The 17,222-nt window shown below is 53.7% G+C and carries 6 protein-coding genes; 3 read left to right on the forward strand and 3 right to left on the reverse strand.

Annotated elements, in window-relative coordinates:
* Positions 1-52 precede the first annotated feature (52 nt).
* Both FUA23_RS01845 and FUA23_RS01850 read right to left on the reverse strand, forming a co-directional pair.
* The gene (locus FUA23_RS01845; RefSeq protein WP_147929001.1) at positions 53-550 is read right to left on the reverse strand and encodes a hypothetical protein; all 498 of its coding nucleotides are present in this window, start codon (positions 548-550) and stop codon (positions 53-55) included.
* 629 nt (positions 551-1,179) lie between these two features.
* Positions 1,180-3,309 carry a T9SS type A sorting domain-containing protein gene (locus FUA23_RS01850; RefSeq protein ID WP_147929002.1) on the reverse strand — a complete coding sequence of 710 codons (2,130 nt, stop codon included), beginning with the start codon at positions 3,307-3,309 and terminating at the stop codon, positions 1,180-1,182.
* A 429-nt stretch (positions 3,310-3,738) separates the two neighbouring features.
* Here FUA23_RS01850 and FUA23_RS01855 point away from each other — a divergent pair, with 429 nt between their 5' ends.
* Positions 3,739-7,830, forward strand: a complete 4,092-nt coding sequence (locus FUA23_RS01855; RefSeq protein WP_147929003.1) for an ATP-binding protein — start codon at positions 3,739-3,741, stop codon at positions 7,828-7,830.
* Between the two features lie 286 nt (positions 7,831-8,116).
* Positions 8,117-10,657: a M14 family zinc carboxypeptidase gene (locus FUA23_RS01860; RefSeq protein WP_147929004.1), complete on the forward strand. Its 2,541-nt coding sequence runs from the start codon at positions 8,117-8,119 to the stop codon at positions 10,655-10,657.
* A gap of 257 nt (positions 10,658-10,914) precedes the next feature.
* Here the strand turns inward: FUA23_RS01860 and FUA23_RS01865 are convergent, their stop codons facing one another.
* Entirely contained in the window at positions 10,915-11,550 is a 636-nt protein-coding gene (locus tag FUA23_RS01865; protein ID WP_147929005.1) for an LON peptidase substrate-binding domain-containing protein, read from the reverse strand.
* A 77-nt stretch (positions 11,551-11,627) separates the two neighbouring features.
* Here FUA23_RS01865 and FUA23_RS01870 point away from each other — a divergent pair, with 77 nt between their 5' ends.
* Positions 11,628-17,153 (forward strand): alpha-2-macroglobulin family protein, encoded by a 5,526-nt coding sequence (locus FUA23_RS01870; protein ID WP_147929006.1) that lies wholly within the window; start codon positions 11,628-11,630, stop codon positions 17,151-17,153.
* Positions 17,154-17,222: the final 69 nt, after the last annotated feature.

Here is a 17,222-nt window from a genome sequence, read left to right on the forward strand (position 1 = left end):
TGGATTCTGAAACCAGCCTGGGAAATGAAGCCAGATTCGGTAAGATGTCTGTCTAGGAGTATTTGATGTTACCTTCGCCAGCTACTTTACTGAGAGAGAGCCCTCCCGCTGCTCCTACGAAAGAAGCTATTTGAGACCAGTTGTTATCGTACAGGTTGAGGCTGACTTCACCCAGACCACCGGAGACCGCTTCCATTTGGAATTGGCATGTACCCTGGAGTGTGGATGGGTCCACCAGGAAGTATCCGTCTACTACAGAGGTGAAAATCGCAAAATCAAAGTCTGGCCCTCCGGTAGCATTGAATATTACGGTGTGAGGAGGAGAGAGGTCTACAGACAGGTTTAAAGCCCACCAGATTACACCTGTCATGGTAATGAGTCCTCCTGCATTCCATTTTGTTTCTTCCGAAAGCTGGAGCATGTGTTTGTTGACGAGCGTGAAAGGGTGGTCTGGTTGCAACTCAGAAAATGTTCTGATTTGCTCTACTCGTTTTGCTAGTTGTTGATCAAGGAGTTGCTTGAGGTCCTTGTCGGCGATTGAATTTGCCATAATGATTTGTGAGGATTTACCTCGTTTTTAGCTTTCGTTTAGGGAGCCATCAGTCAGCAAGACATTTTTAATGAATTGCACGGGCTACTACCCAAACGCCAGCCATAATGGTATTTTCTCCCCGGTAGCAAGGGAGTATGAATGGGTTTTAATTTTCCCTCGATAGCGATATTCTATAGCTATCGAGAAAGTAACTTAGAGTTTCTAAGTTTCGTGGGGTCCATTTACGGAGGTGTTGGGGACCGCAAACAGATAAAGGCGATGCTTCTGGTATTAGTCATTATGAAAGGTTTATTTTATGATGAGAGGAAATAACGGATGCCCTGTCTGGGTAAGAGGTCGTTTTACTTATAGCAAGAGTTTAATTTACCAATTGAGATTAATGTCGCTGGAAAGTAATGGCGAAAGCAGTTTTGTTACGTTATTGGAGTTACGGAACGAAAACTCATTTTGCAGTTCACTGTAGATTAATCAGGAATGCTCCTCTTCTGAGCGGGGATGAGCTTTAGCCGCTGACTTGCAGTTCTGCTGAAGTCAGCGGCTGAAATTTCTGTTTATGGTTGGATAGAGGAGGGGCTAAAAGCGCTGCTCGTTTTTAGCCGTTTTTCTCTGATCGACCTCATATTGTATTACCTAACTACCACTCTGCGCGTCCATTTCCCGGAGGCAGTTTCGGCGGAGAGCAGATAGACGCCGGGGGAAATGTTCAAGTGTTGTTCAAAGTGTGACGAAGTTGTCTTCGTCTGAAAAAGTAGCTTCCCGGATAAATCAAATAGTTTAAGGCTGGCCTGTTCACCTTCTTCGGTTGGCAGTTTGATGGTTACCTGGCCCGCGGTTGGGTTGGGGTAGACGCTAAGTTCTCCGCCGGAGATAGCTCGCTCCAGGTGTACGATGGGGCTGTAGGCAGAGCTGCCGTCGAGGTCTACCATCCGCAGGCGGTAGTAAGAAAAGGGTAGGGGGGCGAGGTCGGTGTAGCTGTAACCCTGCTCTTGTTGAGCTTGCATTGCACCTGCTGCCGAGCCCAGAGTGGCCCAGGCATCGGTACCGTTGGCTGACCGCTCCACCTCGTAGTGGCTGAAGGCATCTTCCTGCGCGGCCGTCCAGGTCAGGATATTGTTTTTGCCGGCGATACTGCCGCTGAAGGCGGTTAGAGTTACGGGAAGCGCCTGGCAACTGACGGTAGCGTTCTCCTGAACCGTGACGGTGCAAGAGGCGGAATTTTGGTTGTTGCTGTCATCGACAACAACCAGGGAAACGTTGTTTGCTCCAACGTCGTCACAGGTAAACATGCTCTTCGAAAGCGAGCGGGACGCAATGCCACAGTTGTCGGTACTGCCATTGTCGAAATCAAGGGCCTGGAGCATTCCTTCTCCTTGTTCGTTCAGGGTTACCGTAAGGTCCTGACATACGGCCTGGGGAGAGGTAACGTCAAAGACGGTTACCACGAAGGTCTCCGTCGTCTCGTTGCCTCCTGATTCTTCCACTGTTACAGACCCATTGACCGGCGTGCCGAGGTCATTGCAGTCAAGTACGATAAACCGAGGATCATTATTTACAGGGCCACCATCGCGGGCGTACCTCTTGTCGAAATTGTTAAACCCTGACACACAATTGTCGGTAATCGTGAAAAGGGGGGTGGGAACAAAGTAAGTCGCCGTTCCGTTTGCTCCCAGATTGACATTTGCTGTGCTGGGAATAGATACGGTAGGTGGGGTAACGTCAACTAATGTTACTGTAGCCACACAATCATCCGTTTTTGCATCGAGATCGGTGACGGTTACCGTGAACATATCGCCGTCGGAGAGGGCTGCCCCGATTTGGGGGGCGGAGCTGAAAGAGAGTTGGGCCTGGCTGTTATCGGTATCGATGACGGTGAGCATGCTCGCGAGATCAGGTGTTGCGGCCTCACAGTTATTGTCGGCGTTCAGCACTATAGGCTGAGTGGGGCAGTTTATGATGATCGGGACACCGTTGCACTGGTCGGTCGCATCCTGCAGCGACTGGCAGCCGGGGGCGTTATTGGTTACGGTAGGGCTGTTCCCGAAAGCAATCTGGCGGCAAAGCAATTCAATATCGCAGGCTTGCAGGGCTGTGTTGTTTCTGACTTGAATATTATTGGCTGCATCATTTTCCAGCATGCCAAAACCATTGATGGTCGTCAGTGATGGATTACTCTCAATGTTGATGCCCAGAGAGGGGACGTAGATGTCTGCCAGGTTTTCCGGACCATTAAAGGTGACCAGATTTTGGTTGTTCGCAATTATGATAGTACCCATTGCGGTAAGGTTTGGTGAGGTTGCTTCAGTCAACATTCTATTCAACTGTATCCTGTACTCGCCTGCTCCGTTTACGTTTTCCAGACCAGCTACGCTGGTTAACTTTTGATTGTCCAATACACGAATAGTGTTAGCGAATGCCGTAAGGTTACTCAAGCCATCCACGTTAAGCAGTTCGGTGTTGCTTTGGATGAGAAGGTTCGCGTCGATCTGTGTGATCAAAGACAATTGATCCAAGTTGGTGATGTCGTTAGAACCTTCAATACGGAGGGTGCCACTGATTTTGGTGCAAGTCGGGTAGGCCAGTACGTATGCATCCAGTTCTGCCTGAGAGTTGATCGTGAGGTTTCCCGGAGGGCACTGCGCGCTTAGGGTAAAGGAAAGCGCCATAGCGAGCAGGGCCACCATCAGGCGCGGCCGCAGGGTGCAGTGGGAGTTGGAAGAGCAGAGAGAGATGAGAGGATTGATTGCAGGAATTTTCATTTAGATCAAAAGTTTGGGTCACCGTAAGGCGAATAGAGAAAAGGTTTCACTTTGCCCGTAAGGCTCAAGAAGTGGAGTAGGTATAAGCCAAAGGAGAGTAACCAATGCTACCTCCCAACGATAAGGCGAATGTCTTGTCTTCCTACAGCTTCCTGTGGCCACAAATGCGACAACTAATGCCACTAAACAGACAAAAAGGACGGTTTTACTGACTTTATTGGTGTTTGTGGCTGGAGCCGAAGGTAGCCAGAGGTGATTCCCGGTCGGAGGTATTAGCCTCTTTTGTGCAACAGATTCGTTCTAAGCATCAGCGTTTTCGCCGGGTAAATCGTGATCGTGTAACTTTACACGGCAAGAAAATTACAGCACCCTACTTCATCCATAAAAACCAGACGGTAAACAGTAGCCGTCTTTTTCTTCATTTTAATTATGCCGCTAAAGCGTAGCCTTCTTTTTTGTTTGTTCTACTCGTTGGCTGTCCTGTCTATGGATGGTCAGACTTATACCGTGAAGACAGAGCATTTCACCACAAAAGACGGACTGAGCCACAACGCCGTCAACAGTCTGTACGAAGACAGCAGGGGCTTGTTGTGGCTGGCTACCCGGTACGGCGTCAACCGTTTTGATGGCCATAATTTTCGGTTCTTCACCAAAGAAGATCACAACATCCACAGTAATAACGTGCAGCAGGTATTCGAAGACCACGACGGGGTCCTGTGGCTGATGAACGGGATGGATGGCTTCAGAATCGCCAGCTTTGGGGAAAAGTGGGCCTACACCATTTTTGATCCCTACCTTGAAAAAGCGATTAGCGTCAGCGAGTATTTGCCAGAAGAGTTACAGGGGTTATTGGAGGATGTAAAACTTTATGGCCAATACCCCAACGGAGACCTGTTTTTTATCAATACGGATTTGGAACTGATCAATTACCGAGCCAAAGATGATTATACCGTGAGGCAGTTGCCGGCAGAGTTGGCTGGCAGGGATTTAGTTCGTGGTATCCCACTTTCCGACAGCCTGCTCCTGCTCACCAGCGATCACTTTAAGGCAGACCCGGGTAAGGTGAACTTGGTTACACGTCAAGGAAAGATGGTTCCTGATGTGGTCCCCTATAATTTCAACGCTCCTGCCGGTTACACGCTCCCTCAGTATTTCCCTATGCAGCAAGCGAACGACGAGCCGTTCTGGCAGCTTCAGGATGACCAGGGTAAAAGCGGATTTTACATGAAAGTTGAAAACGGGCACCGCGTTTTCAACGACCTGCGAACGATTTTGCCCCAATTAGCGAACGAAAGTGATATTGTCTTATCGCATATCGGTGGCCCGGACGATCATTATTTTGTACGTACCGCCGAAGGCACGCTGATGTTGAAACCTGATAGCGATGAATCAACAAGCCTTCCCGGCGTGGACCTGGGGAGGTATAGTTTTACCGACCGAATGGGCAACCTGTACGCAATCAACCAGCGCACCGGTCTTTTCAAGTACACCTTTATACCCAACCTTTTTGTCAGGTTAGATTCGCCGGGGAGAAACTATCGGGGTATGACCCTCGATGCTGAGAACAGGCTTTGGGTAGCGATGGATAGAGGAGCGAAAGTCAAACCCTATCATAACTCTTCTACTGGTGGTGGAGTGTTCCTAACCCAAAACCGAACTGTTTACAGGGATGATTCAGGAGCGATATGGGAGGGAATAACCAGACCGGATGGCGATGGTATACCGCGCAAACAGTTCCTGATGCGTCATTCCGGAGAGAAATATTCCCAGACAGACACCTTCTCGCTCAATCGGCCTGTTCATTCCGGAATATGGGAAATCTGGCAAGACCCCGAAAATGGTTCAATCTGGTCGGCCAATACCCAGGGGTTCGTTTTCCGGACGAATCCTCAAACAAAGAAGTCTACCGTATTACCTTTCATAAACGATCCCCGCTGGGAAGCAGTAAACCTGGTGTACGGTTTTGTCCGATCCGGGGACGGAGCGTTGTGGTTGAGTACAAACGGTGGCCTGTTTAAACTTGATGGTAAGGATCAGATCACGGCGGTCTATTCCGCTGATCAGACGGGCGAGTACTATCTGCCGGCCAGTTCGGTTCACCATCTTTACATCGATTCAGCCGGTGTTTTCTGGATTTCCTCCGGAGATGCAGGTCTCCTGAAATGGTCTCCCGAAGGAGCATTCCCGATGGTGCAGTACACCTTGTCGGACGGCTTTCCGTCGATGGTGATGCACGCGAGCTACGAAGACAGCCTCGGCTACTTGTGGATCCCAACCGAAGATGGTATTGTGCAATTCCACAAAGAGACCGAATACGTCAATGTCTTCCGGGAAGCAGACGGAACTTCAGATTCGGAGTACAACCGCATATCTCATTACCAGCACAATGACGGCTACCTTTACTTTGGTGGGCAGAAGGGAATCACCCGGTTTCACCCCCGGGATTTTCACCGTCAGCAACGGCTTGTGCAGGAAGAGAGCTATATCAACCTGATCGACGTAGCGCGTTACGACGTCGTTGCAGAACGTGAGGAGAGCGTTTCCTCCGAGGTCATTAAACAGGGTGAAGCGCTTGTGCTCTCACCCGGGAAGCCACGGGCAACACTCCGGTTCCTGGAGCAATACTCTCCGGGTGCCAGTTGCTTCATCGAGGGGGAATTCCGAGGCACTGGCACTCAGCCGTTGCAGGTAAAAAATGGCGCTATGCTGCTTGCCGATTTACCCTACGGACAGCACCGATTACGGTTAGAGGCCCGAACGATCGAGGGGAAATTACTGGAGCAGAAAGACATCGAGGTAATTATGAAGCGACCGTTTTACCTCACCTTCTGGTTCTTGTCTTTATTTGTCGTTGCCACTATAGCTCTGGCACGTGGTATCGCGTGGCTGGAAAACCGACGGTTACGGGGCCTGGTCACGGAGCGCACTCAACAGATAGAACGTGACAAAACGATCATTGCACAGCAGGCTGATGAACTCAGACAGCTTGACGAGCTCAAGTCCCGTTTCTTCACCAACGTGAGCCATGAACTGAGGACACCGTTGACTCTTATCATGGCTCCTGTAAATCGTTTGCTCAAGCACCCCGGTCTGCCTCCCGATACTTTCCACAGCCTGCGCAGGGCAAACAACAGTGGCCGCCAGCTTCAACAACTCATCGATGATATTCTCGATCTTTCAAAACTGGAGGACGGGAGGCTGGAAGTATTCCGTGAACCGACTCGTTTACTGCTTTTCCTCCGTCGGGCGGTTATGGAGTATGAATCTCTGGCGTTACAATACGGCAACGAACTGTCTTTTTTGTCAGGGATCGGAGATCAAACAGTAGGGGATATCGATCAGGCTAAAGTAAAAACGATTGTGCAAAACCTCGTCTCCAATGCCATCAAGTTCACCCCCGCGGGGGGAGCGATCGAAGTAAGGGCTGAGTTTGCGGAAGACACACTCAGGTTTACCGTTGCCGATACGGGGCCGGGGATCGACGAACGGGACCTGCCTTTCCTTTTCGATCGGTTCTACCAGGCGCGCCACGGTAACAACCCGGTAGAAGGTGGAACGGGGATTGGCCTCTCCATTTGCCAGGAACTAGCCGCGCTCATGGCAGGAAAACTGGAAGTAGAAAGTACGCTCGGCGAAGGAACCAGGTTTCATTGCTCGTTACCCACAGCATTGTCGGAACAAGCAGAGCCGGTCATCGACTCCGCTGCCGTACCGGAGACCCTTCCCGTTGGCCCGCTTCCCGTAGGGAAGCCGGAAGTATCTTCCATCCTCCTGGTAGAAGACAACCCCGAGCTGCGTGAGTACATCGTCGAGGTTTTGGCGGGTGAATTCGTCGTTCGTACGGCGACCAACGGTCGCCTGGCGCTCGACCTGCTCCAGGCTGCAGCTCCGGAGGAGCTGCCCGATCTCATCCTGACCGACGTCATGATGCCCGTAATGGATGGCCTGACGCTGTTGCGCCACCTCAAAAAATCGCCGTTGCTCGCTTCCCTGCCGGTTATTGTCCTTTCGGCCCGTTCTGCGAGGAGTGATCGCCTCAACGCACTCAGGATCGGGATTGATGACTACATCCTCAAACCCTTCGAAGAAGATGAGCTGAAACAAAGAATGCGTAACCTACTGACCAACGTTGCGGCACGATCTGGTGCCGCGGCAACGGACTATGCAGCCGACAAAGCAGACACAAAACCCTTAAATCGGGAAGATGAGGCCTGGCTGCTGAAGGTTTCAGCGCTGGTGAAGGAAAATATGAAAGATGAGAAATTTGGTAACGAAGAGCTGGCCCGCTTGCTCTTTGTGAGTTCCCGGACCCTGAGCCGCAGAACAAAATCGATTACCGGCCTTACCCTGAATAAATTCATCCTCGAAATCCGCCTGGAAGCAGCCCGTAGTTTGCTCGAGAGTCGGCCCCGGCCCACACTGGGGGCCGTTGCCGCAGAGGTGGGCTTCAAAAAAGCAAGCTATTTCTCTACCCGCTTCCGGGAACGCTACGGGGTGCTCCCCTCGGAGTATGCGTGCTGATGATGAGAGGGAGTATGAGGGGTTCCAAGGCTCTCGTAAAAACCCCACCCCAACCCCTACCTCACGGGGGAGGGGCTTGTGAAAACGCGCTGCGTTTTGGAGCGCAAGCTGTTGGCGGTGATTATGATTTCCGTAAAACTTAAAATCGAATCCTATGCGTCAGACTTGTCCGACTCAAGACTCCCGACTCAAGACTCTCCAAACTCCCGACTCCCGACTCCCGACTCCAAACTCCCGTCTTACCCGTCAAAATCATATCTTAACCCTCCCAAACCAAACACTCAAAATGAGAACATACTTCATACCATTGCTCCTCCTGACCATTCTTTGCACCTGCGGCCCCGCCCAAATAGCGGCCCAGACCAGCAACAGCGACGAGGACCGTCCCCTTACTTACTTCCTGCCCGAGCTGAACTACGACCCCGCCATCACTACCCCAAAAGAGTTCCTCGGCTGGCAGGTGGGCGACTGGCACGTCAGCCACGATTTGCAACAGGCTTACATGCGCCTGCTCGCCAGCGAAAGCGACCGGATGACGCTGGAAGAAATCGGCAAAACCTACGAAGACCGTCCGCTGCTGAACCTCATTGTTACCAGTCCCGAAAACAGCTCACGGCTGGAGGAAATGCGTGAGATGCACGAGAAATGGAACATGAAAAACGGTGGCATGAAGTCCGGAGACCTGAGCAAAGTGCCCGCCGTACTGTACCAGGGTTTCAGCATCCACGGTAATGAGCCCAGTGGCGGCAATGCTGCGTTGATGGTTGCTTACTACCTGGCCGCCGCGCCCTACAGTGAGTTGGCTAAATTGCTCGACAATAACATCATCCTTTTCGACCCCTGCTACAACCCCGACGGTTTCAACCGCTTCGCCAGCTGGGTCAACAGCCATAAAAATAAGGTGATGACCTCCGACGGTAACGACCGCGAATACAACGAGGCTTACCCCCGCGGACGTACCAACCACTACTGGTTCGACCTCAACCGGGACTGGCTGCCCGTACAGCATCCTGAAAGCCGCGCACGGATCAAGCAGTTCCACGAATGGCAGCCCAACGTACTCACCGATCACCACGAAATGGGCAAAGACGCCACCTTCTTCTTCATGCCGGGAGAACCGACGCGCATTCACCCCATGACCCCGAAAGTGAACCAGGAACTGACGGCCAAAATCGGTGAGTACCACGCCGAAGCACTCGACGAAATAGGCTCTCTCTACTACTCGGGCGAAGGCTACGACGATTTCTACTACGGCAAAGGATCCACTTACCCGGACATCAACGGCTGTGTCGGTATTCTCTTCGAGCAGGCCAGCTCGCGCGGTCACTTGCAGGAAACCGAGAACGGGCTGATGGACTTCGCCTTCACCGTACGCAACCAGGTGGCAACCGCACTGAGCACCCACAAAGCCTTCGCTAACCTGCGCGATGAGTTGCTTACTTACCAGCGCGAATTCAACCACAATGGAGTTTCCACCGGCGGTTACGTTGTCGATTCTGATGGTGACCCCGGCCGGGCCCGTGAACTGATGAACCTGATTGAACGTCACGACGTGAACATCAAGCAGCAGGGGGCGGGCACGCAGGTGCAATACTGGGTTGAAGAAACTCCGTTTACCACTGCCGTCTTCGAACCCATCCTGAAATTTGAAGACAGTCTCTTCTACGACGTCTCTACTTTCGTCCTGCCCTACGCCTTTAACCTGCCTGCTAAACGTGCAACCAAAATTCCGGGAGGCAACTGGACGGATTACAAAGCAAACTACCCCGTGCCAATGCCACCGGTGGTGGCCGATTACGCTTACCTGATCCCACCGGATGATTACTATTCTCCCAAAGCGATCTATTACCTGCTCGCGGCGGGTGTGAACGTGAAGGTCAGCGATAAGGCCTTTGCTATGAACGGAAAGACTTTCGCCCCAGGTACCGCAATGGTACCCGTAGCGAACAACCAGACCGTTGGCCCGCAGGAACTGACCAACCTTATCCTCGATATTACGCAAATGTGGAATATCGACGTTGCCGGCGTCGATACCGGAAGCCCGGAACAAGGCCTGATGCTGGGCAGCCGTTCGGCCTACCAGACCCTCCGTAAGCCGGAGATCGCACTCATCATCGAAGGTGGAGCCAATAGCCTGGAAGTGGCGGATACCTGGCACTTACTGGACCAGCGCTTCGGCATGCCGGTTACCAAACTGCCGCAGGACCGAGTTGGCCGGGCGGATCTGAGCCGCTACAACACCATCATCATGGTAGATGGGAATTACAGTGACCTGGGCAGCTCCGGCACGAAAGCCATCCAGGAATGGATGGGCAGCGGAAACGTGCTGATAACCCTCAAGAATGCGGGCCGTTGGGCCGCTGGCAACGGGCTGTCTAACCTCAAAACCCGGAGCCGCAAAGACGCCGACGCCGGTGATACCGCACGCCGGCCGTATTCCCGCGCTTCGCGCGACCGGGGCGGTAAAGTCCTGGGTGGTTCTATCTACGAGGCCGAAGGCGACCTCACCCACCCACTTATGTTCGGGATGAAGCGGACGGAAATCCCGATGTTCAAGCGTGGTAATACGATGTTCGAAATGCCGAAAAACCTGTACGCTTCGCCGTTGGTGTACCGGGCCAACTCTTTGCTTAGTGGCTATTCGCCCCGGGGCTTTGAGGATCAACTCACCAACTCCGCTGCAATTGTTGTCAGCGGATCGCGGGGAGGCCGGACGATCAGCTTTGCCGATAACCCCAACTTCCGGGCGTTCTGGTACGGCTCTAACCGCTTGTTCATGAATGCTATCATGTTCGGAAATACTATCTCCCGGGCAGCGGTAGAGTAATACAAGTTATTGATGATTTCAGGGCGGAGTCGAGGTATTCTCCCGATTGATTTCTCCCCTAAATACAGCGACCGGCACTCAGCCTTCAGGTGACCATTCAGGGTAGCCCGAAGGTTGGGGGCCGGTCGCTTTTTTGCAAACTAACCTGAAGACTGTAGTGGCATTGTTGCCCGTCTTTTCGCAGGGTTAACTTTATTCAACCCGGAGCAGAGTTTTGTGGCCTTCGTGGTGACCATGGCTTAGTCGTTGTGGGCAGGCTACCATTCGGGCGGCGTCAAATGCTTAAAGTGGCCGTTTAGTCTGGCCCGGTCCTGTATTTTTTGTCCTTCTTTGAGCTCAGGGTGGATATTGTGCAGGTGATTCAGGAGGAAATGCTGGCGGTCTTTGGCGTCGAGCAGGGTGAGCAACTCGTATTCCTGTTCCACTTTGAGACCGACGTAGTGGCCGATATCGTAGGTTCTGAAGCCATTTTCAGCGTCAGAAATAACCTTGTCGATGCGCAGGTCCTGGTAGATTTCGCGGGTCAGCTTCACAATTTGCCGGTTGAGCTGGAGGTCCTCGTCGAAGTCGGCAACGAGCTCTCGGCAGTGTGCTCCGGCATAGCCTTTGCCGGGCATGTTCCTTTCGTGTTGTTCTAAGAAATAAATCTTTTTGCCCAGCGTAGAGATGTCGCTTTCGCCTGTGGGGTAGCGGTTTACGACTTTGGTGAGCTGAACTTCAGTAGCGATCGGCAGGACGCGACCTTCAAAGACGGTAGGGACGCAGAAGGTGATGCCCTCAGCTTCCACGTCGGCGATCAACTCACGGTATTTTGGCTCGAAAATGTGCAGGTTAAGCTGTTCTCCGGGGAAGACAACGAGCTGAAGGGGGAAAATCGGGAGCTTTTGGGTCATATTTTGAGCTTGTGTGCCGTTACATCAGCAACCTGTCGTTTTAAAGCTTACTTTGTAGACATAATTACCCATACAACATGAAGAACCCATCTTTGATCCGGTATATCCCATTTTTTGTATTTATTTCTCTGTTTTTGTTCCAGTGCGATAAGCCGGCCAATGAAGCAGTGGGCGTAGACTCAGCCATCGAAGTACCTGCTGGGATTCAGGCTTATACTACGGGAGTCATCGGTCGTAACGAAGCAGTTTATGTTCAGTTCACTTCTGTTCCCGAAGGGCCGGCGGATGATCTCATCAGGATCTCTCCACAGGTGAAAGGAGAAGCTGTACTCCAGGGAACCGGGCTGTCGTTCACTCCGGCGGATAGCTGGGCTTCCGGGGCAAAATACACGGCAAAAGTCAGGACGCCGGAAGGGGAGGATTTTACCTTCACTTTTTCGACCCCTCTGCGCAGGGCCGAAGTTGTCTCTGATGGTCTGTATATACCCAAAGCCGGCGAAGTACAGGTGACTGGTAGGGTTGTGACAAACGATGCAACAACGGTTGCTGAAATAGCGACGATGCTTTCGGCAAAGCAGGGTGGTCAGGCTGTCGACGTGGAGGTAACGGAAGGCGCAGATAACCGCCACTTCTCTTATACCATATCTGCTCCGAACCGCGGAGAATCCCCCGCGCCGGTCATCATTGCCTACGACGGAGGCAAGTCCGGATTTGCAGCATCCAAAGGAGAGCTGTCCGTCGTGATTCCGGCCGCGGAAGACTTCCGGGTCGAAAGCCTTGTGGTATCGGACAATGAAGACGCTGCACTCCTCGTGCGCTTCAGCGATGCCCTGCAGACGGGGCAGGACCTCAAGGGAATGATTCGCTTCCCTGGTAATTCAGGTTATACCACCCGCATCGATGGAAACCTCCTTTACATTTACCCAAAAGACGACAACCTGGGCGAAATCACCGTCGGCCTTTCCGATGGCATCAAAAATTCCGCCGGGCTCCGCCTGGGCCGCGAAACTTCGTGGAAGGTTAACCTGGGCCGCACCGAGCCCAACCTGCGCGTTGTCGGAAACGGAAACATCCTCCCGCACGAAGGACGACGCCTGTACCCGTTCGAGGCCGTTGGCCTCGAAGCCGTCCGGCTGGAGATCGTCAAAATCTACGCCAACAACGTTAGTCGCTACCTGCAGGACAATTCGCTTTCCTCCCAGGGCGACGACTGGAGCCTGCGTTATGTCGGTAAAATCATCGCCAAAGAGAGAGTCGAGCTCAGCAGCCTCAGCGGAGCCGTTAACCCCTCGCGGTGGAGCCGCTACGCCCTCGACCTGAGCAAGTACATCGGTGAAGATGCAGCGGCCGTTTACCAGATCCGGCTCGGATTCGGAATGGAAGATGCCATTGCTGATTGCGACGTCGGCCCCGAAGACTTCGGACTCAGCCCCCTCGCATCGGCGGAAGACGAAACGGAGGACTTTGTGCTCGGCTTCAAAGAAAACCAAACTGGTCTCGGCGACTATTACGGCATCCACGGTTACTACGATGATTTCAATTGGCGGGACGAAGACAACCCCTGTACGCCGGCGTATTACAACCGGAGCCACTTCATTACGCAGAACCTCCTTTCCTCCAACCTGGGGCTAATCGCAAAGCGCAATCCCGATCGTTCTACCGTCGTGTTCGCTACCGATCTGCTCAACGCCACCGGTCGGTCGGGAGTAACGATTAAGGCTTACAGCCAACAGTTGCAGGAAATCTTCACGGGAGCTACCGACCACGATGGTCGGGTTACGATGACCACCACTGAGGCACCCGCCATCATCGTCGGTACCTCGGTTGCCGGAGATGCAGCCTACCTCAACCTGAACGGCGAAACAGCTCTTCCGCTTTCCCGCTTCAGCATCGGTGGGGTAGACGGGGCCGGAGGCATCAAAGGAGCCTTTTACTCCGAACGGGGAGTATGGCGGCCGGGAGACTCCGTATTCCTCAATTTTGTCCTCGAGGACAAGCAGCAGCGTTTGCCCGATAATTACCCGGTGGAGTTCACCCTTGCCGATGCCCAGGGCAGGGTAGTTGAACGACGCAGCGTGCTGCCGGCTTTTGGTTCCGGGCTTTACCCACTCACCTTTCAGACTTCCAAAAAAGATGTAACGGGCAATTGGGTCGCTACCATAAAAGCTGGTGGAGAACAATACTTTTGCCCCCTTATGATCGAGACCGTCAAGCCCAACCGCCTGTCCATCGATCTTGAACTCCCGGCGGGAGGTCTGAGCCCCGGCTCCGGCAACGTTACTCTGGTCAGTAAATGGCTTTACGGCGCCCCGGCCTCCAACCTCAGAGCAACGGTCTCCGCGCTCATCTCTGAGCGCCGGGCCGATTTCCCGAAATGGTCCGATTACACCTTCAGTGATCCGTCCCGCAGAATTAACCATGTCACGGCCGAAGAAGTCTTCGACGGCCAACTCAACGCCGAAGGGCGAGCGAGCTTCACGCTCGCGGTAGACGGAGACGCCCTCCCCGGGCCGGCCTCGGCCGGCGTAAGCACCAAGGTCTTCGAAGAGGGCGGTAATTTCAGTATCGATAACCAACGAATCCCTTTCGACCCCTACAGTGTGTATGCAGGCGTTAATATCCCCAAAGACGATTGGGGTTCCCGCAGGGTTAGTATGCAGGCCCCTTCCACGGTGGAGCTGGCCGCAGTAAATACTAAAGGTGAAGGCGTCGGCGGGCGCAAGCTTTCCGTTGGTCTCTACCGGGTGAACTGGCGTTATTGGTGGCAAGACAACCACGACAACATTGCCCGCTTTTCGGGAAGTCGCCACACTGAGGCCCTCGAAACCTTTACCGCTACCACCGGAGGGGACGGCTCAGCAAGCATCGATGTGAAACTCGACGACTGGGGGCGTTACCTGCTGCGGGTCTGCGACGATGGTGGGCACTGTACCGGACAGTACTTTTACGCCGGTTACAATATGGACGATACCGACCGGGAGTCCGCATCACTATTGCGGCCTGTGGCCGAGCAGGATGAAGTCTCCGTTGGCGAAGAGGTGAACATCAAACTGCCCACCAGTGCCGGAGGGCGGATGTTGGTAAGCCTCGAAACCTCCGCCGGATCAATCGAGCAGTTTTGGGTTGATGCAAAAGCAGGAGAAACAACCGTTAGTTTTAAAACCGACGAGCGGATGGTCCCGACCGTCTACGCAAACATCACATTGCTGCAGCCTTACGAGCAAACCACCAACGACCGTCCGGTTCGCCTCTACGGTCTGGTACCGGTTACCGTTACTGACCCGGAAACGGTCCTTCAGCCAGAAATCACCGCCGCCAAGGAATGGGGCCCCAAAGAAAGGGTGGAGGTGAGCATTACCGAACAGAACGGAAAACCGATGACCTATACGCTGGCCGTTGTCGACGAAGGTCTGCTAGGCCTTACCCGCTTCCAGACGCCCGACTTGCACGATCGGTTTTTCGCTAAGGAAGCCCTTAGTGTCCGGACTTTCGATCTCTACAAATACGTAATCGGCAGCCTGAACGGTGACTTCGGTAAAGTTCTTGCGATTGGCGGTGATGCCTCGGAAGGAGAAAACGAAGACCAGACCGCCAACCGTTTCGAACCGGTAGTTCGTCACCTCGGACCGTTTAAACTGGCGGGTGGCAAAACGGGGCGTCACGCCATCGATTTGCCCAACTACATCGGTGCCGTTCGGGTAATGGTAGTGGGCAGTAGTGACAAAGCCTACGGCAGCGCCGCCGAGCGTATTCCCGTGGTACAACCCCTGATGTTGTTGCCTACTTTACCGCGCGTGCTCGGGCCGGGAGAACGGGTGGAAATGCCCGTCAATGTCTTCGCTATGAACGATAAAGTGAAGAACGTTAACCTGGACGTAAAGGAGAGTGAAGGACTGGTCACCATTGCCGCCCCGCAGCAGAGTATGGCGTTCACAAAAGCCGGTAACCAAACGACCTATTTCCCCCTTCAGGTAGGCAACCGGGCGGGAATCGCGCGCTTTGCGGTGAGTGGCTCCGGCAACGGAAATTCCACCAGCCAGGAAGTCGAAATCGACGTGCGGCATCCCAACGAACCGGTAACGCGCTCCACTACGGTCGCTATCGCTCCGGGCGAGGAGCAGCGGATCGCCTACAGCAATTTCGGTGTGGCGGGCACGCGGGATGCAATGTTGGAGTTAACGGCATTGCCCGCGATGCAGTTGGGGCGCCACCTCAACTACCTGCTCCGCTACCCGTACGGATGCGTTGAGCAGACCACCTCTCCGGCCTTCGCGCAGTTGTACCTCGATAAGGTAATAGAACTGACCCCGGAGCAGGAGCAACGGCGAAAAAACAACGTCATTGCCGGCCTCGAGAAAATGCGTAATTTCCAGACAAGCGGCGGAGGAATGGCCTACTGGCCCGGTAACCGCGATCCCCATCCCTGGGCTTCCAATTACGTGCTACACTTCATCACCGAAGCGGAACGGGCGGGCTTCAGTGTTCCCATCGATCTCAAGAATAAGCTGGTGAGTTTCCAGGCAAAGGTCGCTGCCAACTGGCGCGAGTCCAACGATCCCTTTTACTCGAGCAAGCGGCAGCGTTCACTCGATCAGGCTTACCGGCTTTACGGACTCGCCCTGGCGGGTAAAGCCGAAATCGGAGCGATGAACCGGCTTCGTGGCAAAGCCAGTGAGCTCCCGACGCCAGCCATCTACAACCTCGCTGCGGCTTACGCGATCGTTGGCCAGAAATCTGCCGCCGATGAACTGATGAGTGGGTCGGAAACCACCGTGAAGGCTTACCGTGAACTTGGCTATACCTTCGGGAGTGACATCAGGGATATGGCCATGATCCTCGAATCTCAGCTTGCGGCGGGAGACCAGTCTGCGGCCGGGAAGCAGGTATTTCGCCTCGCCGAGCGCATCGGCCAGCGCCGCTGGCTCAGTACGCAGGAAGCCGCCTTCGCCTTCGTTGCCATCGGCAAAATGAGCGTTGCCGATGACCGGGAACTGAAAGCCGATTTCACTTCGCCTTCCGGCGGCAAATCAGCCGTAGGAGCTAATACCGGGGTTTATCAGATCGAATTACCCGCCGATGCCGATGGTGCCTCCTTCGTCGTTAAAAACACGGGCTCCGCTACGCTGTACGCAACGGTGATTACCAGCGGAAAACCCCGCCCGGGCGAAGAACAAACCACCAACGAAAACCTTGTCCTCAGTGTCCGGTATACCGATGAGGACGGCAATGCGATCGACGTAAGCTCGCTTCGTTCGGGAACAGATTTTGTAGCCAACTATACCGTCAAGAACCCCGGCTCTCTGGGGATGAACTATCAGCAACTTGCACTGCGTAGCCTCCTGCCCTCCGGTTGGGAAGTAAGCAACGACCGCCTCAGCGCTGATGCTGGCAACAACCAGGCCAACTACGAGTACCGCGATTTCCGGGACGACCGTGTGTACACCTTCTTTAACCTGCGCCGGGGCGAAAGTAAAACCTTCTCGCTGCGGATGACCGCCACGTACCCCGGCCGCTATTACCTGCCTTCGCAGGTAAGCGAAGCGATGTATGCAGATGATATCAAGGCCGGTGTCAAGGGCAAATGGGTGGAGGTTTCCAAATAAGTCGAAAGCCTGGGTTGAGCCCCTCCGGTGTGATCGCATTAACACCGTTCGCGCCGGAGACGCTCAACC

The sequence above is a fragment of the Neolewinella aurantiaca genome, from assembly GCF_008014675.1.
GTDB classification, from domain to species: domain Bacteria; phylum Bacteroidota; class Bacteroidia; order Chitinophagales; family Saprospiraceae; genus Neolewinella; species Neolewinella aurantiaca.